Genomic DNA, 23,831 nt, shown 5'->3' on the forward strand with positions numbered 1-23,831 from the left:
CCACGACGGCGCAGCAGACGAAATCGGCCCCGTAACCTAGGAACGTGAGCAGCAACCCCGACGCCCTCCTGGGCCCAGCCGAAATCCGCGAACTGGCAGCCGCCCTAAACGTCCGCCCCACAAAACAGCGCGGCCAGAACTTCGTGATCGACGCGAACACGGTCCGCCGCATCGTCCGCACCGCAGACGTCCGCCCCGACGACGTGGTCGTGGAGGTAGGCCCAGGCCTCGGCTCACTCACCCTCGCGCTGCTCGAAGTCGCCGACCGAGTCACCGCCGTGGAGATCGACGACACCCTCGCGAGCGCGCTCCCGGCGACGATCGCGGCCCGCATGCCCGACCGCGCCGACCGTTTCGCGCTGGTGCACTCGGACGCGATGCAGGTGACGGAGCTGCCGGGCCCGCCCCCCACCGCACTGGTCGCCAACCTCCCGTACAACGTGGCCGTACCGGTCCTGCTGCACATGCTGGAGCACTTCCCGAGCATCGAACGCACCCTGGTCATGGTCCAGGCGGAGGTCGCCGACCGCCTGGCCGCGCCGCCCGGTTCGAAGGTGTACGGCGTCCCGTCCGTGAAGGCGAACTGGTACGCCGAGGTCAAGCGGGCCGGTTCCATCGGCCGTACCGTCTTCTGGCCCGCCCCGAACGTGGACAGCGGCCTCGTCGCACTCACGCGGAGGCCCGAGCCGCTGAAGACCACCGCCACCCGGCGCGAGGTGTTCGCCGTGGTGGACGCGGCGTTCGCGCAACGCCGTAAGACCCTGCGGGCGGCGCTCGCGGGCTGGGCGGGATCGGCTGCGGCGGCGGAGGTGGCACTGGTGGCCGCCGGGGTGTCCCCGCAGGCGCGCGGCGAGTCGCTCACGGTCGAGGAGTTCACACGCATCGCGGAGAACAAGGTGGGCGCCGAGACCAAGGTGGACGCCGAAGCGGTTCAAGAGGGACAGCACAAGGAGCCCGGCAAGTGAGCGTCACCGTCCGCGTCCCCGCCAAGGTCAACGTCCAGCTCGCGGTCGGCGCCGCGCGCCCCGACGGCTTCCATGACCTGGCCAACGTCTTCCTCGCGGTCGGCCTCTACGACGAGGTCACCGTGACCCCCGCCGACGAACTCCGCGTCACCTGCACGGGCCCGGACGCGGCCCAAGTCCCCCTGGACGGCACGAACTTGGCGGCCCGGGCGGCCGTAGCGCTCGCGGCGCGGTACGGCCGCAACCCCGCCGTGCACATCCACATCGCCAAGGACATCCCCGTCGCCGGCGGTATGGCGGGCGGCAGTGCGGACGGCGCGGGCGCGCTGGTGGCGTGCGACGCACTGTGGGGCACCGGTGCATCGCGGGCCGAACTGCTGGACATCTGCGCGGAGTTGGGCAGCGATGTGCCGTTCAGCCTGGTGGGCGGGGCGGCGCTCGGTATCGGGCGGGGGGAGAAGCTGACCGTCCTGGAGACCGGCGGGACCTTCAACTGGGTGTTCGCGATGGCCGAGCGCGGGCTGTCGACCCCTGCCGTCTTCCGGGAGTTCGACCGGCTGGGCGAGGGCACCGACATCCCCGAGCCGGTCGCCTCCCAGCTGCTCCTCGACGCGCTCGCGAAGGGCGACCCGGACGCGCTCGCCGCCGCCGTCTCCAACGACCTTGAGCCCGCGGCCCTTTCGCTCTTTCCCGAGCTGGCCGACACCCTCGCCGCGGGCCGCACCGCGGGCGCCCTCGCCGCGCTGGTCTCCGGCTCGGGCCCGACGACGGCGTTCCTCGTCCGCGACCCCGGTTCGGCGGCGAAGGTGGCGGCGGCGCTGACGGCCTCCGGAACATGCCGAACGGTACGTACGGCGGCGGGTCCGGCGGCCGGGGCGACCGTGATCGACCGACCTTCACACGAGGTCCACGGAACACCCGCCTGACCTGCAAAAATGCGCATGTTCGGTGTTATCCAAACCACATGGATTTATTGTTCGCCAATCGACCTCAAGGTCCCTTTCGCGCCCTATGTCACAGGGAAAGGGCTGTCATGATCAGCCAACCCCGGTCCTCGTTACCGGCGGTACTCCCTGCGCGCGCGGTCTCGCCGCGCCACGCCCGAGAGGAACCTCCCCATGGGCCACATGGATCACTTCAGCGCGGGCTGGGTCACCCCGGTCCTGTCCTACGCGATGGCCTGCGTCGGCGCCGCGCTCGGACTGCGCTGCACCGTAAGGGCACTTGAGGCCGACGGCGCCTCCAAACGGAACTGGCTGACCCTCGCCTCCGTCGCCATCGGCTCCGGCATCTGGACCATGCACTTCGTGGCCATGCTCGGCTTCAGCGTCGAAGGCACCCCCATCCGCTACGACGTCCCGCTCACCGTCCTGAGCCTGCTGATGTCGATCGGCGTGGTCGCCGCCGGTGTCTTCACCGCCGGATACGGCCGCTCCCGCGTCACCTCGGTCGCCTTCGGCGGCATCGGCACCGGCCTCGGCGTCGCCGCCATGCACTACACCGGCATGGCCGCCCTCGACCTGCACGGCGAGATCGACTACGACCCCGGGCTCGTCATCGCCTCCGTCGTGATCGCCGTCGTCGCCGCGACCGCCGCGCTCACCCTCACCCTCGTCGTCCGCGGCCCGGTCCTCGCCACGCTCGCCGCCCTCGTCATGGGCCTCGCGGTCAGCACCATGCACTACACCGGCATGTACGCCGTGAGCGTCACCCTCGCCCCCAGCAGTGCGACCCTCTCCGGCGCCACCGCCACGGAGTTCATCTTCCCGCTCGCCGTCGTCCTCGGCTCCTTCCTCTTCCTGGCCTCCGCCTACGTAGCCCTCTCCCCGACCGGCAAGCACCACGAGTCGGCCATCGCCGCGGAGCTGCTCCGCGAGGTCGAACTCGCCACGGTCTGAACGGACTTCGGCCGTCCAGGTCGCGGCCGCCGCACGAGCCACCCCGCACTTTCCCCATCCTCCGAACGAGGTCCCTCATGCGTGTCCTCCGCGCGTCGGCCCGACTGCGCCCCAGATCGGTCCGCGCGAAGATCGTCGCCCTGCTGATGCTGCCCATCGTGTCCCTGATGGCCCTGTGGGGCTTCGCCGCGGTGACGACCGCGTCGAGCATCGCCGACACCGAGACCGCCAAGGACGTCAACTCCGAACTCCTCACCCCCGTAGCCGAGTTCGTGACGGCGGTGCAGGGTGAGCGGACCGCCGCCCTGCGCCGGGCGGACGCCCCGGGCGCCTTCAAGACCGCCACCGCGGTCACCGACAAGGCAGCCGTCGCCCTGCGCGACGGTGTCAACGACTCCAGTTCGGACGCGGCGCTCATCGACTCCACGCTGCCGGGCCGTATCGACAAGCTGGAGACGGATGCCAAGGGCCTGGCGGCACTGCGCGCCGAAGCCACCACCAAGGGCGCCAAGTCGACGGCCACGTACGCCAGTTACTCGGCGATCGTCGAGCACGGCTTCGCCGTCACCGGTGCGCTCACCGGCGACAAGACCGCCGCCGACGCCTCCGAGGCGCGCGTGGTGCTCGAACTGTCCCGGGCCCGCGAGGCCGTCGCCCAGGAACAGGCAGTGCTCGGCGCGGCCCGTACCGGGGGCGAGTTGACGAAGGAGCAGTACGCGCTGTTCGTCGGCGCCGTCGCCACCCAGCGCGCGCTGCTCGCACCCGCGGTCGCCGACCTCAGGCCCGAGCACCGGGCGGCGTACCGCACGCTCCTCGACAGCAGCGGCTACACCCAGCTCCAGGCGGTCGAGAACCGGGTCCGCAGCGCGGGCCCCGGCACCTCCGCCGCGTCCGCCCGCTTCCTCGGCGACTGGGACTCCACCGCGAGCGGAGTCCTCACCGGACTCGACGCGGCCGAGACGAAGGCCGGTACGGGAGCCACGGCCGCCGCCGACCCGTTCGGCTGGGACACGCTCGGTGCCTCCGGGATCGCCGTCGTGCTCGGCCTGGTCGGCGTGCTGCTGTCACTCCTCGTCTCCGTGCTCGTCGGCCGCGGCCTCATCGTCGAACTCCTCGACCTGCGCAACTCCGCCCTGGAAGTGGCCGGCCGCCGCCTCCCGCAGGCCATGCGCCGACTGCACGCCGGCCAGGGCGTCGACATCGACGCCGAAGCCCCCCTGCGCCGCCTCGCCGGTGACGAACTCGCCCAGGTCAGCACGGCGTTGACCGCCGTCCAGCGCGCCGCCCTCAAGGCCGCCTCCGAACGCGCCGAACTCCTCAGCGGCATCTCCGGCGTCTACGTCAGCCTCGCCCGCCGCAGCCAGGTGCTGCTGCACCGCCAACTCGACCTCCTCGACGCGATGGTGCGCAGACAGCGCGACCCGGCCGAGCTGCACGAGCTGTACCGCGTCGACTACCTGGCCACGCGCATGCGCCGCCACTCCGAGAGCCTGCTGATCCTCTCCGGCATCGCGCCCGGCCGGGGCTGGCGGGACCCGATCCCGCTGTCCGACATCCTGCGCGCGGCCGTCGCCGAGATCGAGAACTCGGCCCGGGTGCAGATCTGGGCCGTACCGAAGGTGTCGCTGACCGGCGGTTCGGTCGCCGACGTGATCCATCTGCTCGCCGAACTCGTCGAGAACGCGACGGCGTTCTCACCGCCCAGCACTCAAGTGCAGCTGCGCGCGGCCCGGATGCGCGAGGGCGTCCTCATTGAGATCGAGGACAGCGGCTTCGGCATGAAGGACGACGCGCTGGCCGACGCCAACCGCAAGATCCAGTCCGAGAAGGTCGACCTCCTCGACGCCAAGCAGATCGGCCTCTTCGTGGTCAACCGGCTGCGCGAGAGGCAGGGCCTGCGCGTGGAGATACGGCACTCGCAGAGCGGCGGGGTCACGGCCGCGGTGCTCATCCCCGAGGGCCTGATGCGCGACGACATGCCGGTGGGGGAGCAGCAACAGGCGCCCGGCGGGCGGGGGTTGGCACCCGCGTCGGCGCTGGTCCCGCGGCAGCGACTGCGCGGGGCGGGCGCCTGAGACCGCACTCTTCGCACCATCTCCACACAGATGTACCGCAATCGAGGTACAGGTGGGGCGGATGGGACGGATAGGTTTGTTTGATACTCCAAGTGCACTGCCGGAAGGGTCAGTTCCGTGTCCGAAACCCCCACGCCGTCGTCCCCCACACCGTCCCACCGCAGGAAGCGGTCCCTCTCGCGTCGCGGCGCGATAGGGGCCGCCGGAGCCGTAGCCGCCGGGGCCGCCCTGACCCCGGTGGTCTTCGCGGCCACCGACTCGGGCTCCACGTCCGGCTCCACGTCCGACACCGACGCGGCCCCCTCGGGCACCAAGCCGGAGACCTTCCCGGCCACCCGCACGGCGACCGCCACCGGCACCGCCCCGGCCACCACGACCTTCGCCGCGTCCTACGTCGGCCTGCGCTGGACCGGCGACCAGGACGGCGCCGGCATCCGCCTAGCGGACGGCAACTGGCAGCAGACGGGCACCGGTTGCGCGACGATCGACGGCGGCGGTACGGCCCTGATCGCGGCCGACGAGGCCACCAGCTACGAGGTGCGGACACCGGCAGGCGCGACGGACGTACGCTCCATCGCGATCGACTGCACCCGAGGCCCCGACCGCACCTTCCACGTGCCGTCCGAGGCGACCCGAGTCCGCGGTGTCCGCTACCTCTCGCGCCCGGCCTGGGGCGCCGACGAGTCGAAGCGGTACAAGGACGGCAAGGTCAACACGCCTGAGGCGTACTACCCGTTGCAGTCGATCACGGTCCACCACACGGACACCCCGAACGCCGACCCGGACCCGGCCTCGACCGTCCGCGGGATCTACGAGTACCACGCGATCACCCTCGACTGGGGAGACATCGGCTACCACTTCCTGATCGACGAGGCAGGCGTGGTCTACGAGGGCCGCTACTCCGGCGACGACCTGATCCCGGCCTTCGACAAGGACGGCAACCTGGTCACCGCCTTCCACACGGCGGGCTTCAACTCCGGCAACCTCGGCATCGCCCTCATCGGCAACCTCGTGGCCCAGCCCCCGACGGCTGCGGCCAAGGCCTCCGTGATCCGCCTGATCAAGGTGATCACCCGCTTCAAGGGCCTGGATCCCCAGGCGAAGATCACCTACACCAACCCGGTGAACGGCGTGAAGAAGGACAACGAGACGATCAGCGGCCACAGGGACTGGCTCCAGACGGACTGCCCCGGCCAGACGATGTACGACTTGCTGGCCGAGATACGGGCAGCGGCCGCACGCTGACCTGCGCGGGAAGGCTGCTGTTGCACCCCGGGGTCTCCTCAGACCGCGGTGACCTGCTGGGCGAGCAGCAGCGCCAGGGGTCCGCCCTGGAGCAGGAAACGGCCCTGGGCGGCAGCCTGGATCGCATCGTCCATCGGCCACCACATCAGCTTGAAGTCCGCTTCGCTCGGCATGAGTTGCTGCGGTCCCAAGGTGAGGCCTTCGGCCAGGAAGAGGTGGATGCGGGCGGTGGAGTTCAGGGTGATGGCGTACGAGCCGAGGGGGCGCCAGGTTTCGGCCGTGACGCCAGCTTCCTCGCGCAGCTCGCGCGCCGCGCACTCTTGCGGTGTCTCGTTACCTTCCCGGCGTCCCCCGGGCAGGAACACGTACTCGCCGCCGTGCTGGGGGAATTCTGCGGTCAGGACGGCGACCATGCCGTCCGCGTCTCGGGCCACGATGACGGAGGCGTCGCGCATCGCCCCCCGCTGGGATGAGTCGCTCATGGCCCGGGAGCGTAGCTTCTACGGCGCGAGCGTGGCGGCGAACGGCGCGTTCAGCACGGTGGGGTGAGCGATGCCACGACCGTGGTAGCCGTCCTCACCGAAGGCGTCGCCGTGGTCGGCGCACATGATGATCAGCCACCTCTTCTCGCTGGTGAGCCCCTCGACCAGGCGGCCCAGGTGTTCGTCCGCGTACGCGAGCGCGGCGGCCTGGGAGTGCCAGGAGTCGCCGCTGTCGCCGGTGTAGTGGCCGTGGGGGACGTGGGTGGCGGAGACGTTGACGAACAGGAACAGCGGACGGCTGGCGTGCTGCTCGGCGACGGTCAGGGCTTGGTCGACCTGGTGGCGTGTGGAGTCGGGCTCCGGAGAGCAGAACTCCGGCCGCCAGTGGTCCTCGTGGAACATGTCGGGCAGCACCGATCCGAGCGGTGTCTCCCGCGAGAAGTACGTCACGCCGCCGATGCACACGGTGCGATAGCCGTGCCGGGCGAGCCCGGTGAGAAGGTTCGGCGCGTCGAAGACGAACGTGCTCGTATCGATGTCCTTGAAGGCGGGCGGACGGCACTCCCACAGCCTGGGCGGTTGTACGGGCTGGGGCAGTTTGGGCAGGAAGCCGGAGAAGAACGCGATGTGCGCGGGGAGGGTGAAGGTGCCGGGGGTGCGGCGTTCCTCCCACTGGCCGCCCGGCAGGATCTTCGCCAGTCGCGGTGTCTGACCGGCGTGCAGGGCGGCGCGGGCGACGTCGTAGCGCAGGGAATCGAGGGTGACGAACAGGATGCTGGTCTCGCTCCGGATGACCTCTGCCGCGTCGATCACAGCGCCTCCACCAAGTCGCGGCGCTCGGTGATGCTGCCCCTGGCTTGGTCGTTGACCGGGATGGGAACCCGGTCGGAGGCGATCATCTTCCGCAGTTTGGCCATACCGGTGCCTTCGGTGACCGGTCGGCCGTCCGCGTCGTAGAGACGGATGGTGACGGTCTGCCGACCGCCGTCGTCGGTCGTGGACAGCCTCGCGCCGGGGACGGAGCCGAGTGCCTTCATCGCGTGCAGGAGTTGGGCTTCGCCGGCCGTGCCGAGGCTGGCGACCTGGCAGCCGAAGTGCTGGGCGTTGATGGCTCCGCGGCAGAACCGCTGGTGGAACTCGGCCGTGGTGGGGTGCCCGTCGTGTGCCACGGCCATCTGCCGGGCCTGACTCACCACAACGAAGCAGGCGGCGACCCACCAGGCCACGCCCTCGTGGATCTCGTCCGGGAATGCGCCGGAGACGCGGCCGTCGCGGATGACGGTGTCGGCGTCGATGGGGTTAAGCACGCCTGTCCTCCAGGTACTTGATGATCAGGTCGGCGAGGTCGTCCGGGCTGTGGCCGTCGGTGGGGAGCGTGATGGCGCTGGGGTCCTCGTCGGCCGCGGCCTGGAAGTTCTCCCGGAGCCGGGCAAGGCGGCCGGGGACGCCGAACAGGTCGGTGTCGTCCTGCTTCACGTCCGTCTTGGTCCCCATCCGCTCTTTCAGCGAATGATCGGAGCCGATGAGGTAGAAGGTGGCGTCCGGCGCCACGAGGTACGGCCGGAACGGGGCTATCAGCTCCTTCACCTGGTCCAGGCCGACGCCGTTGACGGCGGCGTGGCAGGCCGTGACCGAGGAGGCGTACCGGTCCGCGACCACCGGCCCAGTGCCGAGGTGCTGCCGTATGGCATCGGAGGCGTGCAGGAGACCGGAGAGGTAGAAGGCGAACTGCGGCAGTGGCCGGATCTCCCGGTTGACCAGGTCGGACCAGCAGGTGTGCGGATTGGTGAGGGTGTGGATCGCCGCGGCGCCGAGTCGCTTGGCCAGCAGGCGGCTCAGCGTCGACTTGCCGACTCCGGAGACTCCTTCCAGGACCACGAACGGCCCCTGGCGTCCTCGGTCTGCCCCAGGTGTGTATGGGGCGCGCAGGGGGTTCACAGAGTGCCCTCGGTGAAGGCGGAGACGTGCCGGGCCACGGCCGCGGGGACTTGCTCCGGCTGGTCCAGCAGCGATCGGATGTCCATGCGCAGGTCGTCGCGCAGAAGGCAGGGCTGGACTCCGCCGGCGTGGTCCATGCGCAGGGCCCAGAAGCCCTCCACGCACTTGGCCCTCACCGGGCAGGTGCCGCACTGGCCGACGTGGTGGCGGCCCAACTCGCGGTGGAGGACGTCGATCTCGATGCCGTCGATGCGGAAGATCCGCCGCCCCTGGCCGACGCCGGAGACCTCTACCTCCTCCTCGCTGGTCAGTGTGCGCAGGTGGTCGATGAGGCCCTGGGCCCCGATGGCCGAGGACTTCCGGCCAGTGTTGAAGTCGGTGTCGACCAGCTCGATGAACTGCACCGGCAGCCTGCGGTCGAGGGCGAAGGCGAGGATGTCGCGCAGCTCGTGTTCGTTCTCGCGCTGGATGAGCGTGTTCAGCTCCACCCGCTCGAACATCTCGCGGGCGGCCTCGATGCCGTCCAGGACGGCCGCGACGCCGTAGCGGGTCTGGGCGATGGCCCGGAACGACTCGTCGGAGAAGTAGTGCAGGGAGACCTTCACCTTGTCCAGTCCGGTCGTGGCGAGCCAGTCCTGATGCGTGCGCACCAGCAGCCCGTTCGTGATCAGCGTGTAGGACACGTCCGGACCGCGAACGGGAAGCTGGGTGAGAACCGGTTGCGCCAGCTTCGATGCCAGCGGTTCGCCGCCGGTGAAGTACACCCGCTTCAATCCGGCGCCGATCAGCTCGCGTAGGACGTTCACATAGTCGTCGGCGGTCAGTTCACGGGCGCGGGGCTTGGCGTCCCGGTGCAGGTGCGTGAAGGGCGGCGGGACATCGCCCTCGTTGTGGCAGAACCAGCACTTCACGTTGCAGATGGGTGTCAGCGAGACTCTGAGCTGTCCGCGCAGTGCGGCGAAGTTCCGCAGCGCCGTCCAGTCCAAGTCGGCAATCGGGAGTGGAACGGTCATGACCTGGTACTCCTTCCGAAGCGTGCACTTGTGGTTCGGTGGCTGGCCGCCCGGCGTGGCGGCGGGTGCAGGCCGCGAACCGCCGGGAACTACAGGGCCACGGTGAGCAGCACGCCGCCGAGGACGAGCACGACGAGCACCAGGGCGACGGCCTCAACCCGGGGCGACCCGCCACGGTGCACGGGCCAGGGGCCCTGACGGCCGTTCAACGCAGGCCCCCACAGGCCGGGTTGCAGGCACACAGTCGGAAGGGCCTCCCGCGGTGGCGTACGTCGCCCAGGACGCGGCCGGTGATCCCCAAGCGGGTGTTGCACAGGACGCAGTCCATGGCCATCTGCTGACGGGGCCGGAGGCTGGTCACGTCGAGCAGAGTGGGCAGACTGCCGGGCGGGGCGGCGGCCGTTGACTGATAGCCGGTCACGGGGATGCCTCTGCGGTCAGGTGGGCCCACACGCGTTTCCCGCCGTGCACCACCTCGGCTCCCCAATCGTCGGCGATAGCTTCGACCAGTTGCAGGCCGCGCCCGCGCTCCTCGTCGCCGTTCGGCGTCTCGGCAGTGGGCCGTACGCGGGAGGTGTCGGTGACGGTGATCCGCACCGAGTGCGGGCCGGTCCTGGTGACCGAGGCGCCGACCGTGGTGACGTCGGTGTGCTCCACGGCGTTGGTGACCAACTCGCTGACGACCAGTCCGGCCATATCCACCAGACGGGACAGGCCCCACGTCTCCAGAGCGAGGGCGACGTCATGGCGCGCGCGGGGAATGGACTCTTCCTTTGCCGGATAGCGCTTGTGGTAACGCTGCGGCCCTACTGGTGCCGCAGTCATGGTCATCGCCGCCTCTGCCTTCCGCCGAACCCTGGGGCGCGGCGGAGCCGAATCATGAAGGTGCGAGGGGGCATGCCCCATTCCTTTTCGTTGGTGCGGGTCAGCTGCAGGAAGCTGTAGTGGCTCTCGGTGAGGGGGACCACGCGGACATGCCTCCACAAAGGGGTGCGCGGACGGAACCATCCGAGCCTGACGCACCCCCAGTCCGCCGGGAATGAACGGCCGTTGCACCCTTGTGGCACTTCCGTGGCCCCTCGCCCGCCGTCCGTGCTTCCATGGCGGCAGGAGGGAGGCGCCCCAAGGTGAGCGTGAGTCGATGGACCGGCCGCGAGGCCGGCTTGCTGCGGCAGGCGCTGCGCATGAGCGTGCGTACCTATGCGGCGCACCTCGGCGTCGGCATCCGCACCGTCTCCAAGTGGGAGAAGTTCGGCACGGCTACCTGTCCCTGGCCCGACACACAGGCCATCCTCGACACAGCCCTCACCCGCGCCGATGCCGCCGCCCGGGTCCGCTTCGAGCAACTTCTCGCCCCGAGCCCGCTGGGCCGACGGCCGAGCGGAACACCGTCCCCCACGAACCCGGACCACGAGACCTGGACGGAGGATCTGGAGCGGATCGTGGTGTGCCTCGATCGTCAGGACTTCGCCTTCGCCGCCACCCTGCTGGAACGCCGACTCGGTCGGGCCCAGCCCAGCGATCTCGACGATCGGGGCCTGTACCTGTACGGGCGCTCGTTGGTCCTGTCCGGCGACCTGCGGCGCCTTCAGGGCACCTTTCAGGACCTGATGACCGCCAAACGGCTCTACTTGGACGCACACGACGTGTTCACCGAACTCGGCATCCCCCGTCGAGCCGCGCAGGTCGAACTCTCCCTCGCCGTGGTCACCGAAATGGCCGGACGCCTCACCGCCGCGGCCACCCGTTACCAGCAACCCGCCGATGACGAGAGGCTCGTCCCGGCCGACCGCGCCCGAGCCATGCTGTGGATCGGCACAGCCCTGTCCAAGGACGGCCGTAACGAGTTCGCCATCCACATCATGCGCCAGGCGGTCAAGTGGTTCGAGGAACTGGACGAACCGGAGGACTGGGCAACCGCGCAGCAGAAGCTCGCACTGGCACACCGCGGTGCCGGCGATCTCACCCGGGCCCTGACCTACATCGATGCCGCCCGCAGCAACGGCCGCTTCGAGACCCCGCTCCAGCGCGTCCAGATCGAAACCGCGCACGCCCACATCCTGCTCACCGACCCGGTCACCCGCAGCGGGGGGCACGCCGTGCTCGACCGGGCCTCGGACATCGCCACCCGATACGGACTGAAACACCAACTGCGCAGCATCAACACCGTTCGCACCAGCGAGGAGTACACGTGACCGACCGTCAGGAGGCCACGATCAGTGACGCGGACCGGGCAGACGCCCGCGCGCTCTGGGATTTCCACCAGATGGGTCACGAGCTGCGGCCCTGCTCCGCCGCGATCGCCCTCGGCAGCCTCGATCTCGGTGTGGCCGGTACCGCCGCCGACCTGTACCACGCCGGTATGTTCCCGGTCGTGGCCTTCACCGGTGACACCAGCGGCGCCACCAGGGAGCGGTTTCCCCGCGGCGAGGCCGTCCACTACCGCGAGCACGCGCTCTGCCTCGGTGTGCCGGACGAGGCGATCCTTCTGGAGCCGAAGGCCACCAACACCGGCCAGAACATCGGCTTCTCCCGCGAGGTGCTGGAGAACGCGGGTATCGCGGTGACCACCGTGCTGCTGATCTCCATGCCCTACATGCAGCGCCGCGCCTACGCGACATGCCGCAAGCTGTGGCCCGAGGTTGAGCCTGTCTGCGTCTCCCAGTCGCTGTCGTTCGACGAGTACGTCACGACCCACGCCGACGAGAAGCAGTTCATCGACATGCTCATGGGCGACATGGAGAGGGTGATGGAGTACCCCAAGCGTGGTTTCGCCATCGAGCAGCACGTTCCGGAAAGGGTCCGCGATGCCTTCGACCGTCTCCGCGTCCGAGGCTACGACAGCTGGCTCCTGCCTGCCTGACAGTGCCGCGCGCCCGAGTACGCGGCCGGTGGGCTCGTGCGCGATCCATCAGCCCAACCTCCTGCCCCGTCTTTCCACTCTGGCGAAGCTCTACACGGCCGATGTCTGGGTGGTCCTCGACGACGTCCAGTTCGTCCGCCGCGACTACCAACACCGCGCTCGCCTCGCCGCACTCGACGACCCACAACGGCAGCAGTGGCTGTCTGTCGAAACCCATCTCCCACACGGCCGCGCAACGTTGATCCGCGATGCCCGACTCGCCGACCCGCAGCGCAGTGCCCGCCGTCTCGGCCAGCTGCCCGCGCAGCACTACCACGCCAGCCCCCACTGGCAGTTGCTGCATGCCTCACTCGAACCCGTTGTCCGTTCCCTCACCGAGGGCGTCGGCACAGCGGCCGTCGCCGAGGCCACCACCCGCGCCCTGCTGAACCTCCTGGACTGGCGCGGCACCATCGTGCGCAGCAGCGACCTCGCCGCTTCCTCGGACCGCTCGGTACGTCTGGCCGACCTCACCACCGCCGTCGGCGCCGACACCTATCTCTGTGGCACCGGCGGCCTGCGCTACCTCGACCACCGCCCCTTCGCGGAGCGACAGCTCAACGTCCACGCCTTCCGCCCGCCCACGGCCGCCGAGAACCTGTGGACCGGAGCCGCGAGGATCACAGCCCTCTGGGCACTCGCCGCATACGGACCTTCCCGCGTGGGGGCCGCGTTCGACGACCTGCGCACAGCCTGACCACCGCCTACGGATCTTCGTCATCCCCCTTCGGCGTCATTTGCCGCGCGGGCGCGCCCAGCCCCCACGGCGCCGCAGACAAACAACGGCACCCTCCTGACCTGCCCGGATCGTCAGCCTCCCCCCGCGCATTACTCTGGGAGGCTGACCGTCCCCCCTGTCAGGAGAGAAATGGCCGTCAACCTGGTCAATGTCGAGAACGTCAGCAAGGTGTACGGCACCCGTGCCCTGCTCGACGGCGTCTCGCTCGGTGTCTCCGAAGGGGACCGGATCGGGGTCGTGGGCCGCAACGGAGACGGCAAGACCACCCTGATCCGGATGCTCGCCAAGCTGGAGGAGTCCGACACCGGCCGCGTCACCCACTCCGGAGGACTCCGCCTCGGTGTCCTCACCCAGCACGACTCCCTCGACCCGGAGGCGACCGTCCGCCACGAGGTCATCCGGGACATGGCCGACCACGAGTGGGCGGGCAACGCCAAGATCCGCGACGTACTCACCGGACTCTTCGGCGGCCTGGACATGCCGGGCTTCCCGCAGGGACTCGACACCGTCATCGGCCCGCTCTCCGGCGGTGAGCGCCGCCGTATCGCCCTCGCCAAGCTGCTCATCGAGGACCAGGACCTGGTCGTCCTCGACGAGCCGACGAACCACCTCGACGTCGAGGGCATCGCCTGGCTCGCCCAGCACCTGCGCGAGCGGCGCTCCGCGCTCGTCTGCGTGACCCACGACCGGTGGTTCCTGGACCAGGTCTGCACGCAGATGTGGGACGTGCAGAAGGGCGACGTCTTCGAGTACGAGGGCGGCTACACCGACTACGTCTTCGCCCGCGCCGAGCGCGAGCGCATCGCCGCCACCGAGGAGACCAAGCGGCAGAACCTGGTCCGCAAGGAGCTGGCCTGGCTGCGCCGCGGCGCCCCCGCCCGTACGTCCAAGCCGCGCTTCCGCGTAGAGGCCGCCAACGAACTGATCGCGGACGTACCGCCGCCGCGCGACACCAGCGAGCTGATGAAGTTCGCGTCGACGCGGCTGGGCCGTACGGTCTTCGACCTGGAGGACGTGACCGTCCAGGCCGGACCGAAGGTCCTCCTCAAGCACATCACCTGGCACCTCGGCCCCGGCGACCGCATCGGCCTGGTCGGCGTCAACGGCGCCGGAAAGACCTCCCTGCTGCGCGCCCTGGCCGAGGCCGCCCGCAGCGACGGCGAGACCCAGCCCGCGGCCGGCAAGGTCGTCGTAGGAAAGACGGTGAAGCTCGCCTACCTCTCCCAGGAGGTGGCCGAACTCAAGCCCACGCTGCGGGTGTTGGAGGCCGTGCAGCAGGTGCGCGAGCGCGTCGATCTCGGCAAGGGGCGGGAGATGACCGCCGGGCAGCTGTGCGAGACGTTCGGCTTCAACAAGGAGAAGCAGTGGACGCCGGTCGGGGACCTGTCCGGCGGTGAGCGCCGCAGGCTCCAGCTCCTCCGTCTCCTCATGGACGAGCCCAACGTCCTCTTCCTCGACGAGCCCACGAACGACCTCGACATCGAGACGCTGACCCAGCTGGAGGACGTCCTCGACGGCTGGCCCGGTTCGATGATCGTGATCTCCCACGACCGGTTCTTCGTCGAGCGCACCACCGACAAGGTGTACGCCCTCCTCGGCGACGCGACCCTGCGGATGCTGCCGCGCGGGATCGACGAGTACCTGGAGCGACGCCACCGTATGGAGGAAGTGGCCGCGGCTGCCGCCCCCGTGGTGGAGAAGGCCGCACCCGCCGTGAGCGCCGCCGACCAGCGGGCCGCGAAGAAGGAACTCCAGAAGATCGAGCGGCAGTTGGACAAGGTCTCCGAGAAGGAGGCCAAGCTGCACGCCCAGATCGCCGACAACGCCACGGACTTCGCGAAGGTGGCCGAACTGGACGCGAAACTCCGGGACTTGGGCGGCGAGCGCGACGAGCTGGAGATGCGGTGGCTGGAACTCGCGGAGGACGCGTGAAGGTTGCGTGCTGTGCTTTCCGGGGGGACGCGCCCCGGACCTCCCACGCATAACGGCGGCATCACGGGCCGGTCCTCCCTTGGGAACAGGGGTGAACCGGCCCGTTCTTCATGGACAGCCGGGTGATAGAAAGAGCCGTCTGAGAACTGTCTGAGACCTGCTTGAACGCGCCTCCGGATCCTTCGCGGATCTCGGGGCGTGGCTAAAAATCAGTGAACGAGGGGGAGCCGCTGATGACTCAGCCGCCCGAACAGCCGCCGTCCGGCGGTTACGGAGCGCCGCCGAACCAACCGCCACAGCCACCATCGGGCGGCTTCGGCGCTCCCGTTCCGCCGCAGCCCCAACCCGGCTACGGCTATCCGCAACAGCAACCCCAACAGCCCGGCCCCTACGGCTATCCGCAACAGCCGGGTCCGTACGGCCAGCCGCAGCCGCAACCCGGCCCTTACGGCCAGCCGCAGCAGCCGGGGCCGTACGGTCAGCAACCCGGCTACGGATACCCGCCGCCCCCACCGCAGTTCACCCCGCCCCCGTCCTCGCCCCCCTCCGGCCGCGGCCCCTTCAAGGGCAAGCCCGCGCTCGTGATCGCGGCAGCGGTCGCCGGACTCCTGGTCGTCGGCGGCACGGTGTGGGCGGTCACCAGTGGCGGTGACGACAAGAAGCCGGTGGCGGAGCAGAGCGACAGCCCCGCGCCCTCCGGCAGCAGCACTGTCGACGACGACCCCGCCAACCCCGGCGACGGCAGCGGCGACGGCGGCAAGGACCCGCAGAACCTCAACGAGGGCCGCAAGTCCGGCGAGGCGAAGGTGCTCTGGTACAAGGAGGCGCCGGACGCGCCCGGTTCCGGCGCCGACGCCCCCGGCATGTGGATCACCGGCAAGACCGCAGTGAAGGCGGCGTACAAGGAACTCGTCGCCTACAACGTCGGCAACGGCAACCCGACCTGGCCCACGATCACCTTCCCGCAGAAGATCTGCGCCGTCACCTCGCAGCAGTCGGCCGACGGCAAGATCGTCGTGGCGTACGAGAGCGGTGTCAGCGACAACGCCAAGTGCAACCAGCTCCAGCAACTCGACCTGAACACCGGGGCGAAGGGCTGGACGGCGGTCGTCCCGGACGGCGCCCTCTTCGACAGCGCGCTCAGCATCGGGCTGTCCATCACCGGCAAGACGCTGATGGTGGGCCGCTCGCAGTCCGGTATCGCCTACAACCTCGACACCGGCAAGAAGCTCTACGAGAAGAAGAAGTACGGCGCGGCCTGCTTCCCGGGCGGGTTCGCGGGCGGCGCCAAGCTGATCTCGGTCGCGTCCTGCGGGGCGGGCTCCTCCACCGAGCACGACGAGGTGCAGGAACTGGACCCGGCGACCGGCAAGGTCAAGTGGACCAAGGCGATCCCCAAGGGCTGGACGGTCGGCCATGTCTACTCCGTGAACCCGGTCGTCCTCTACATGACCGACGAGGACGACAAGCACTGGAACATCTCGACGCTGAAGGCCGACGGTTCGGTCCGCTCGCAGGTGGACTCCAAGGCCACCTTCGCGCCCTCCTGCGGTTCGTCGTTCATCGACAACGACCTCCAGAACTGCCAAGGCCTGGCGGTCGACGCGAGCACCCTCTACCTCCCGACGGACGCGACGACCGGCGCCAACCAGATCGTGGCGATCGACCTCGCCACCGGCAAGGAGAAGTGGCGCGTCAAGTCACCCGCGTCCGTGTCGACGGTCCCGATCAAGGTCCAGGGCGGCAAGCTCCTCGCCTACGTCGAGGCGTCCTACAGCGCGGGCGGCCAGGTCGTGTCCATCCCGACGACAGGCTCCGCGCACACCACGACGAAGCTGCTCCAGATGCCGTCCGGCACCGCGCAGATCGAGTCGAGCTTCTTCTCCCGGGACATCGACTACGTGGACGGCCGCTTCTACATCTCGTCGACCCGGCTGAACGGCAATGACGACACGAAGGAGAAGTTGATGCTCGCGTACGGCAAGTGAGACCCCGACTTCTCCCCACCCCGCCGTCCTCCCCGAGGTACTCGTCATGACCCAGCCGCCCCCGCCCCCGCCGAACCAGCCCCCGCAGCAGGGCGGCTTCGGCCCACCCCAGGACCAGCCCCCACAGCAGCCTCCGCCGCCACCCGGCTACGGCTACCCACAGGCCCCTCCGCCCCAACAGCCGGTCTACGGCTACCCCCAGGCACCCCAGCAGCCCCAGCCGCCCCAGGGACCTCCGCAGGCCGCCCCGCCGCCCGGCTACGGCTACCCGGGCCAGCAGCCGAACCCGTACGCCCAGCCGCAGCAGCCCAACTCCTATGGCCAGCAGCCGGGTTACGGATATCCGGGCCAGCAGCCGACCATGCCGCTGCACCCGCAGCCGGGCCAACCGGGCGGCGGCGGGCGGAAGTTCGGGGCGTCCGCGGTGATCATCACGGCTGCCGTGGTCGCGATCGCGCTGATCGTCGGCGGCGGGATCTGGTACTCGTCCTCCTCCGGAAAGGACGACGACACGAAGAAGACCGCGACCGCCGGCGGCACCACGGGCGGCACGAACGACAAGGGTGGTACGACGTCCGGCGGCAAGGAGAAGGTCCCCGCCAGCGCCGCGTCCAAGGTCCTCTTCGAGGTCCCGATGCCCAAAGTCAGCGACACCATGGTGACCGCCGGCTCCTGGCTCACCGACAAGGTGTACGCCAAGAGCGGCAGCGCCGAGGTGGTCGGCTACAACCGCGACACCGGCGCCAAGCAGTGGACGATCAAACTCCCCGGCCCGGTCTGCCAGGCGACGAAGCACACCACGACCGACGGCAAGACGGCGATCCTCTACGAGCCCGCCATGCCGACCGAGGACAAGCCCTCGCACGGCTGCAGCCAGATCGCCGCGATCGACCTCAACGCGGGCACCAAGCTGTGGACGAAGACCGCCAACTCCGGTGACCAGCCGATCAGTTTCGAGAACGTCACCGTCAGCGCGAACACGGTCGCCGTGGGCAGCAGCGACGGCGGCGCCGCCTTCGACATCGCCACCGGCAAGGTCCTGTGGAGCCCGAAGGCCACCGACTGCTACGACGCCGGTTACGGCGGCGGCGCCAAGCTGGTGGCGGTGCGCAGGTGCGGCACGTACGACTCGCCCACCCTGCACATCCAGACCATCGACCCGGTCTCCGGGAAGGTGCTCTCGGACTACAAGATGGCCCAGGGCATCGAGTACGCGAGCATCGTGTCGACCGACCCGCTGGTGGTCGCGGCCGACGTCGGCGACAGCGCGGGCGACGGCAGCGGCGTCTCGGACTTCTTCTCGATCGACAACAAGACGGGCGCCCTGCGCTCGCACATCCCGGCGCCGGGCAAGCAGTACGCGGCCCGCTGCGACGGCATCACGCGTGTCGAGTACTGCGCCGAACTGGCCGTAGGGAACGACCGGTTGTACGTGCCGACCGAAGAGCACGACGGTTCCGGCGACTCCTACAGCCAGACCAACGAGATCGTCGCCTTCGACCTCGCCACCGGCAAGCAGACCGGCCAGCGCGCCGACGCGGGCGACGGCTACACGATCACCCCGCTCCGCATGGACGGCAGCAACCTCCTCGCCTACAAGTCCCCGCCGTACAACAAGGGCGGCCAGGTGGTCAGCATCGACGGCACCTCCTTCAAGGAGACCAAGCTGCTGGAGAACCCGAGCACGGAGACGGTACGGAGCGCGGAGACGACCTTCCTCCCGGACTACGCGGAGATCCTCTACGGGGAGGGCCACCTCTACATGTCGGCGGTCTACGCGGACAAGGCAACGTCGTCGTCAACAGCAGACAAGGACTTGGCGATCGCCTTCGGCACAACCAGTTGACCTCATCCCCATCACCCCCATCACTCCCGAATGCCAGGAATGCGAAAAAGTCCGTCGATCTGGGGCACTTCTCTCCAGTAGGGGCAGCGCAACGTCGAACAAGCGTGTAGCTTCCGGGGGCATGAAGAGCGGGGGTGCTGGGGGGCCCTCTGTTCTTGGGGACCGGTGGGCATCCATAGTGGGCATCCATTGGGGGGACTGGGGGGTTGCTCGATGGGAGTGCGGCTGATGGTGGTCGACGACCACCGTTTGCTTGCCGAGGCGCTGGCCTCGGCACTGAAGCTGCGGGGACACCGGGTGCTGGCAGCGGCGGCACCGGCGGCGGGCGCGGCGGAGCTGGTGATCACGCGCGCCCCCGAGGTGTGCCTGATCGGCACGGCCACACCGGCCGAACCGGGCATCTTCGACCCGGTGGTGAAGATCAAACGTGAGCGTCCACAGGTCGCGGTCCTGGTCCTGGGCCCGGTCCCGAGCCCCCGAGGCATAGCGGCGGCCTTCGCCGCGGGCGCGTCCGGCTATGTCCGGCACGACGAGCGCATCGAGGGCGTGGAGCGGGCGATCATGAAGGCGAGGGCGGGCGAGGCGGCCGTAGCACCGCAGTTGCTCCAGGGCGCCTTCAGCGAGCTGTTGAACCCAGCGGCCCAACCCGACGACGAGGGTCAGCGGTTGCTCCAGATGCTGACGCCGAGGGAGGTGGAAGTCCTGGTCCGGGTGGCGGACGGCGAGGACACCCGCCTGATCGCGGCCGGCATGGGCATCGCTCCGTCGACGGCCCGCACGCATGTGCAGCGAGTCCTGATGAAGCTGGGGGTGGGGTCGCGGCTGGAGGCGGCGGCGCTGGCGGCGCGGACGGGGCTGCTCGACAGGGCGGGGCCGGTGCACAACTCGACGGGGCCGGACCTGTAGGCGAGTTCCGGTGTCGGATCAGCAGTGGGGGCGGCCGGCGACCGGGGTGCCGGACCGTATGCCGTCGAGGAGGGCGGCGAGGGCCGTGGGGGTGGTGGTGAGGAGGGTGGCGGGGGTTTCGCTTTCGCGGAGGTGGAAGGCGGTGGGGGTGGTGGTGAGTTCGATGCAGTTGTTTCCGTCGCCGCCGCCGGAGAAGGACGACTTCTGCCAGTTGGCCGGGGGTGTCATGGTGCGCCTCACAGTTCCTTCGTCAGCCTGTGGATGAAGTCACGCGAGCGTTCGGGGTCGAGTGACACGCCCTCCACTCTACGGAAAAGCGTTCGAAAGCTCCCGAGTTGCGCCTCGGAGTCGACGAAGGCAGAACCATGGGGTGCGTCCCGCACGACCGTGTCCAGCTTGGGCATGGTGCCACCCACATACATCATGGCGCTTCCGGCATCGATGAATCCATCCAGGTCGAACGGGATGACACGTACGGTCACGTGGTCCGCTTCCGAGAGTTCCAGGATGCGGGTGAGCTGAGTTCGTGCCGCGGGACGGCCGCCGACCCGGATGCGCAGGGCCCCCTCGTGCACTACGGCTTCGTACGGAGTCGGTTGGGCACCCTCGATGATGCGGTGTCGCTTCATCCGGTGTTCGGCCCGCAGTTCGAGGTCTCTCGGGGGAAGCGCGGGCACTCTGTGCGAGAAGACTGCGCGAGCGTAGTCCTTTGTCTGGAGCAGGCCGGGGACATGGAGGAAATCCACGTCCAAGCGGTAGGTGGCGTGGTGCTCCAGCTCGGACAGGTCCAGGAACGGCGTGGGCAGCAGCCCCCGGTACTCCTCCCACCAACCGCGTGTCCGATCGGTGGCCATTGCGATCAGCGCATCGATCAACTCCCCGTCCGCGCAGGAGTAATGAGCGGCGAGGCTGCGTAGGCGTTCCTCGCTCACTCCTGCGGTTCCGGACTCCATCTGACTCATCTGGGCGGAGTCGGACCCGACCAACGTGGCGGCTTCCCGTGCTTTGAGCCCTGCTGTCTCACGCAGCTTCCGCAGTTCAATGCCCAGGCGTTCCTGGCGCGCGGTGACTTGCCGTCTGCGTGGCATGGCTTCCTCTCTCGCCCCAACTGCCGTGGGGTGGTGACTCGTTCGGGGGCAGATTACGACAACGACTTGCACTGTTCCAAATTTTACCCGTACCGTCAGTGATGCGACGCACACCGTGCGGAACCCCGGGACCCCGGAAGCGCACCACCCCGTCCTGCCATGACGGCGTGACAGGCCACCGCCCGTGAACCGCATCAACTCCCCACACCACCAACGGAGTTCACGCATGCCCGAAACCGAGCCCGAACCCTGGGAGTATTCCCTCTCCGTCCCGCACGACCGCCGTGCCGTCACCGTCTGTCGCCGCACTCTCCGCCTGGTCCTCACCGCGCACGGCCTCATCCGGGTCGTGGACACCGCCGAACTCCTCGCGACGGAGCTGGTGGCCAACGCCGTACTGCACACCGAGGGGCCGGTGATGCTCCGGGTGCGGTGGTCGGCGGGGGTGCTGCGGGTCGGTGCGTGGGACGCGGACCCCGAACCCCCGGAGCCGCCAGGCCAGTTGGCGGATCTGTTGGACGCCGAGGCGGGGAGAGGCCTCGCCCTGGTGCGGGCCTGCGCCGACGTCTGGGGCTGGCAGCCGCTGTCGAGGAACGGGCGGCGCGGCAAGTACGTATGGTGCGAACTGGGCGTGGCCTAGGGCCAGGAACGCGGCCGGAGGCCAGGGCTCGCCGTGTGTCAGCTCGACCGCTGACGTACAGCCGCCCGCAACTCGCGGACGCCGGTGGTACGCGGGTGCCGTTCCGCCAGTTCGTGGACGATGCTGCGGATCGCGGGGCGGTCCCGGACCTCGGCAGGGCTGGCGCGGTACGCGGAGAGCAGTGCCTGGGTGGTCTGTTCGGGGCGTTTCCATGCCCACCAGGCCCGCGCCATGTCGGTGCCCAGGCGGGCCTTGCGCTCGGCGGTCGGGAACTGGGCGGGGCGCAGGTTCTTCCCCGCCTCCAGGGCCGCGCCCGCATCGCCGAGCGCCCAGTGGACTCCGACCGCGTACAGGTCGACGGCGGCCGGGCTGATGGGGAACAGGCGTCCTGGAGGGGCGGTCTGAGGCAGCCGGCTGGCGGCGCGGCGGGCTTCCTCGGTCATCGCCAGGGCCTCGGCGCGGTGGCCGCCCCGGGCTGCGGTGTAGGCGAGTGTGCAGAGCATCTGCGCGTACGCGGACGCCGACGCGTCGGTCCTCAGTCCCGTCGCCTGTACCCCGGAAGCCGCCGTCGACATGAGGCGCTGGGCCTCCTCGCCGCGGTCCTGGTGGCGTAGCACGATCGCCAACTCCCGGACCGCGGCGGCTGATGCGAGCGGGGAGCCGGAGACCTCGGCCCAGGTGCGGGCGCGGTCCGCGGTGAGGCGGGCCTGCTCGTAGGAGCCGAGCTTGCTCAGTACGGCGGCGGCGAGGCTGTAGACGGAGGAGAGCCGGGCCTGATCGAGTTCCCGGCGGGAGGAGGCGGCGGCGTGCCCGTCCGCGATGAGGCCGGGCAGGGCGGCGAGCAGCGGCGCGTGCGTGCCCTTGTCGTACAGGTCGCGGGCGGCGGCCAGCCGGGCGTCCAGCGGTCCGGTGCCGGTCGGTGCGGGGGTGTCGGCCAGGGCCTCGTCCACCCCGAGCAGCAGGGCGGCCGGTCCGGCGGCTGCCGTTGCGGTGAGCAGCGTACGGCGGCGCATCGGGTCCTCCTCGGCGTGCGGACTGGCCGTCACTCTAGTGGCCGTCGATACCGTCGGGGTGGGTGGCGCGAGAGAACTCACCAGGACGTGTCGCGGAACGCCGACTTCGAGGGCGGCGCGGTGCACCAGGGTCAGGTCGACGACCCTGGTGCTGCGTTCCAGCCGGGAGACCGTGGCCGGTGAGCAGCCGAGCCGGTCGCCGAGGGCGGCGAGGGTCCAGGCGCGGTGTTCCCGGCCGAGCCGAATGAGCGCGCCGGGGCGCCGTTGCGCGGCCAACTCGCGTACTCGCGTGCTGTTCCAGAGCGGGTCAACGGGCACGGGCCCCTCCCACACCGCACGACCGGGGCCTTTCACGCTACGGGCGCGGAGCGGGGCCGTCGAGGCCGCTTGCACAACGTGCAAAACCCTTGCGCGGAAGGCGAGTTGATCGCACCCGGCCCGTTCGGCGCGGTGTGCTGGGCTCAGCGCCCCCAAACGCGGGGCACCGTCCGACGGAGGCACCATGACAGCCGCTCTTGTGCACCCGATAACCGGCCCGGCCCGTTCCGTACGGGAGGTCGTGCCGGTCGATCTGTGGGAGAAGCAGGTCGGACTCCTCGTGCGGGACTACCCGTACGACTCGACCATGGCCGGCCGGATCCTCGGGCAGGGGTACGCCTATCTGCTCACCGCGATGAGGCACCGGGGCGAGTCCCTGGGGCTCGCCCCGAGCGAACTCGTCGACATCGGCGTCCACACGATCATCCGCGACACCGTGGCGTACGCCGACCTCTGCGCCCGCTTCAACGGCGGACACTCCCTGCCCCACGTGCCCAAGGCCGAGACGAAGAACGACGGCTCGGCGATGAGGACGGCGACCGTCATCGCGTCGGACGGCTGGGACGTAGACCTGCCGTTGTGGACGGACGCCGCCGAATGCGGCCCCTGCCACCCCTGCCACCCCGGCAACGACTCGCACTGACCGACGGGTCCGTCGGGCCCCGGCCGACTCAGGCCGGGGCCCGGCGCACGAGGGGGCGGGAATCTTCGAATCGGCACGGTGAGCCGTCACCGCAGTGCGAGGGCCGGGCCCACTGACCAACACGGCCAGCACGATTGCCCTTAGGGGCGTGGGGAACTGCGCGACCAGCCGCAGCGCACCCGCACCCGGCAGCCGACCTA

At 69.9% G+C, this 23,831-nt stretch carries 23 protein-coding genes; 14 read left to right on the forward strand and 9 right to left on the reverse strand.

What is annotated here, in order from left to right; translation table 11 throughout:
- The first annotated feature begins 44 nt into the window (after window positions 1-44).
- The 5 genes from rsmA (at window position 45) to SPR02S_RS13615 (ending at window position 6,183) form a co-directional block, all read left to right on the forward strand.
- Window positions 45-965 carry a 16S rRNA (adenine(1518)-N(6)/adenine(1519)-N(6))-dimethyltransferase RsmA gene (gene rsmA, locus SPR02S_RS55680; RefSeq protein ID WP_019057517.1) on the forward strand — a complete coding sequence of 307 codons (921 nt, stop codon included), beginning with the start codon at window positions 45-47 and terminating at the stop codon, window positions 963-965.
- Window positions 962-1,891 carry a 4-(cytidine 5'-diphospho)-2-C-methyl-D-erythritol kinase gene (locus tag SPR02S_RS13600; RefSeq protein ID WP_019057518.1) on the forward strand — a complete coding sequence of 310 codons (930 nt, stop codon included), beginning with the start codon at window positions 962-964 and terminating at the stop codon, window positions 1,889-1,891. Before rsmA ends, SPR02S_RS13600 begins: the two co-directional genes overlap by 4 nt.
- Window positions 1,892-2,083: 192 nt before the next feature.
- A complete protein-coding gene (locus tag SPR02S_RS13605) occupies window positions 2,084-2,863 on the forward strand; it encodes an MHYT domain-containing protein (protein WP_019057519.1) in 780 nt (259 codons plus the stop codon).
- 77 nt (window positions 2,864-2,940) lie between these two features.
- Window positions 2,941-4,938 carry a sensor histidine kinase gene (locus SPR02S_RS13610; RefSeq protein WP_019057520.1) on the forward strand — a complete coding sequence of 666 codons (1,998 nt, stop codon included), beginning with the start codon at window positions 2,941-2,943 and terminating at the stop codon, window positions 4,936-4,938.
- A 237-nt stretch (window positions 4,939-5,175) separates the two neighbouring features.
- A complete protein-coding gene (locus SPR02S_RS13615) occupies window positions 5,176-6,183 on the forward strand; it encodes a peptidoglycan recognition protein family protein (RefSeq protein WP_019057521.1) in 1,008 nt (335 codons plus the stop codon).
- Between the two features lie 38 nt (window positions 6,184-6,221).
- Here the strand turns inward: SPR02S_RS13615 and SPR02S_RS13620 are convergent, their stop codons facing one another.
- The 6 genes from SPR02S_RS13620 to SPR02S_RS55685 all read right to left on the reverse strand — a co-directional run bounded on the left by SPR02S_RS13620 (window position 6,222) and on the right by SPR02S_RS55685 (window position 10,441).
- Window positions 6,222-6,665, reverse strand: a complete 444-nt coding sequence (locus SPR02S_RS13620; protein ID WP_043258257.1) for an NUDIX hydrolase — start codon at window positions 6,663-6,665, stop codon at window positions 6,222-6,224.
- 18 nt (window positions 6,666-6,683) lie between these two features.
- The gene (locus tag SPR02S_RS13625) at window positions 6,684-7,478 is read right to left on the reverse strand and encodes an STM4013/SEN3800 family hydrolase (RefSeq protein WP_019057523.1); all 795 of its coding nucleotides are present in this window, start codon (window positions 7,476-7,478) and stop codon (window positions 6,684-6,686) included.
- The gene (locus tag SPR02S_RS13630; RefSeq protein ID WP_019057524.1) at window positions 7,475-7,972 is read right to left on the reverse strand and encodes a hypothetical protein; all 498 of its coding nucleotides are present in this window, start codon (window positions 7,970-7,972) and stop codon (window positions 7,475-7,477) included. The genes SPR02S_RS13625 and SPR02S_RS13630 overlap by 4 nt, the downstream gene beginning before the upstream one ends.
- Window positions 7,965-8,543 carry a dTMP kinase gene (locus tag SPR02S_RS13635; protein ID WP_019057525.1) on the reverse strand — a complete coding sequence of 193 codons (579 nt, stop codon included), beginning with the start codon at window positions 8,541-8,543 and terminating at the stop codon, window positions 7,965-7,967. Before SPR02S_RS13635 ends, SPR02S_RS13630 begins: the two co-directional genes overlap by 8 nt.
- Before the next feature lie 56 nt (window positions 8,544-8,599).
- The gene (locus SPR02S_RS13640) at window positions 8,600-9,616 is read right to left on the reverse strand and encodes a radical SAM protein (RefSeq protein ID WP_019057526.1); all 1,017 of its coding nucleotides are present in this window, start codon (window positions 9,614-9,616) and stop codon (window positions 8,600-8,602) included.
- Between the two features lie 417 nt (window positions 9,617-10,033).
- Window positions 10,034-10,441: an ATP-binding protein gene (locus SPR02S_RS55685; protein ID WP_078622885.1), complete on the reverse strand. Its 408-nt coding sequence runs from the start codon at window positions 10,439-10,441 to the stop codon at window positions 10,034-10,036.
- Between the two features lie 302 nt (window positions 10,442-10,743).
- Between SPR02S_RS55685 and SPR02S_RS13660 the strand changes: the two genes are divergently transcribed.
- The 7 genes from SPR02S_RS13660 to SPR02S_RS13690 all read left to right on the forward strand — a co-directional run bounded on the left by SPR02S_RS13660 (window position 10,744) and on the right by SPR02S_RS13690 (window position 19,929).
- Window positions 10,744-11,811, forward strand: a complete 1,068-nt coding sequence (locus SPR02S_RS13660) for a helix-turn-helix domain-containing protein (RefSeq protein WP_019057529.1) — start codon at window positions 10,744-10,746, stop codon at window positions 11,809-11,811.
- Window positions 11,808-12,479 carry a YdcF family protein gene (locus SPR02S_RS13665; RefSeq protein ID WP_019057530.1) on the forward strand — a complete coding sequence of 224 codons (672 nt, stop codon included), beginning with the start codon at window positions 11,808-11,810 and terminating at the stop codon, window positions 12,477-12,479. The genes SPR02S_RS13660 and SPR02S_RS13665 overlap by 4 nt, the downstream gene beginning before the upstream one ends.
- 28 nt (window positions 12,480-12,507) lie before the next feature.
- Window positions 12,508-13,215 carry a WbqC family protein gene (locus SPR02S_RS13670; protein WP_019057531.1) on the forward strand — a complete coding sequence of 236 codons (708 nt, stop codon included), beginning with the start codon at window positions 12,508-12,510 and terminating at the stop codon, window positions 13,213-13,215.
- Between the two features lie 171 nt (window positions 13,216-13,386).
- On the forward strand, window positions 13,387-15,189 hold the full coding sequence (locus SPR02S_RS13675) for an ABC-F family ATP-binding cassette domain-containing protein (protein WP_019057532.1): 1,803 nt from the start codon (window positions 13,387-13,389) through the stop codon (window positions 15,187-15,189).
- 233 nt (window positions 15,190-15,422) lie between these two features.
- Window positions 15,423-17,177, forward strand: a complete 1,755-nt coding sequence (locus SPR02S_RS13680; RefSeq protein ID WP_020684175.1) for an outer membrane protein assembly factor BamB family protein — start codon at window positions 15,423-15,425, stop codon at window positions 17,175-17,177.
- 46 nt (window positions 17,178-17,223) lie between these two features.
- Window positions 17,224-19,023 carry an outer membrane protein assembly factor BamB family protein gene (locus SPR02S_RS13685; protein WP_078622883.1) on the forward strand — a complete coding sequence of 600 codons (1,800 nt, stop codon included), beginning with the start codon at window positions 17,224-17,226 and terminating at the stop codon, window positions 19,021-19,023.
- Window positions 19,024-19,236: 213 nt separating this feature from the next.
- Window positions 19,237-19,929: a helix-turn-helix transcriptional regulator gene (locus SPR02S_RS13690; protein WP_026150509.1), complete on the forward strand. Its 693-nt coding sequence runs from the start codon at window positions 19,237-19,239 to the stop codon at window positions 19,927-19,929.
- 18 nt (window positions 19,930-19,947) lie between these two features.
- Here SPR02S_RS13690 and SPR02S_RS13695 read toward each other — a convergent pair whose 3' ends face one another.
- Together SPR02S_RS13695 and SPR02S_RS13700 are read right to left on the reverse strand one after the other, a co-directional pair.
- Window positions 19,948-20,157: a DUF397 domain-containing protein gene (locus SPR02S_RS13695; protein ID WP_019057536.1), complete on the reverse strand. Its 210-nt coding sequence runs from the start codon at window positions 20,155-20,157 to the stop codon at window positions 19,948-19,950.
- An 8-nt stretch (window positions 20,158-20,165) separates the two neighbouring features.
- Complete coding sequence (locus SPR02S_RS13700) at window positions 20,166-21,017, reverse strand: helix-turn-helix domain-containing protein (RefSeq protein WP_019057537.1); 852 nt, start codon at window positions 21,015-21,017, stop codon at window positions 20,166-20,168.
- Between the two features lie 226 nt (window positions 21,018-21,243).
- Here SPR02S_RS13700 and SPR02S_RS13705 point away from each other — a divergent pair, with 226 nt between their 5' ends.
- Window positions 21,244-21,657, forward strand: coding sequence for an ATP-binding protein (locus SPR02S_RS13705; protein WP_019057538.1), 414 nt, complete (start codon window positions 21,244-21,246; stop codon window positions 21,655-21,657).
- Window positions 21,658-21,695: 38 nt separating this feature from the next.
- Here the strand turns inward: SPR02S_RS13705 and SPR02S_RS13710 are convergent, their stop codons facing one another.
- A complete protein-coding gene (locus SPR02S_RS13710; RefSeq protein WP_019057539.1) occupies window positions 21,696-22,988 on the reverse strand; it encodes a helix-turn-helix domain-containing protein in 1,293 nt (430 codons plus the stop codon).
- Between the two features lie 184 nt (window positions 22,989-23,172).
- Between SPR02S_RS13710 and SPR02S_RS13715 the strand changes: the two genes are divergently transcribed.
- A complete protein-coding gene (locus SPR02S_RS13715) occupies window positions 23,173-23,631 on the forward strand; it encodes a hypothetical protein (protein WP_043258258.1) in 459 nt (152 codons plus the stop codon).
- The last annotated feature ends 200 nt before the right edge of the window (window positions 23,632-23,831 follow it).

This window comes from Streptomyces prunicolor NBRC 13075, from assembly GCF_000367365.1.
GTDB classification, from domain to species: Bacteria; Actinomycetota; Actinomycetes; order Streptomycetales; family Streptomycetaceae; genus Streptomyces; species Streptomyces prunicolor.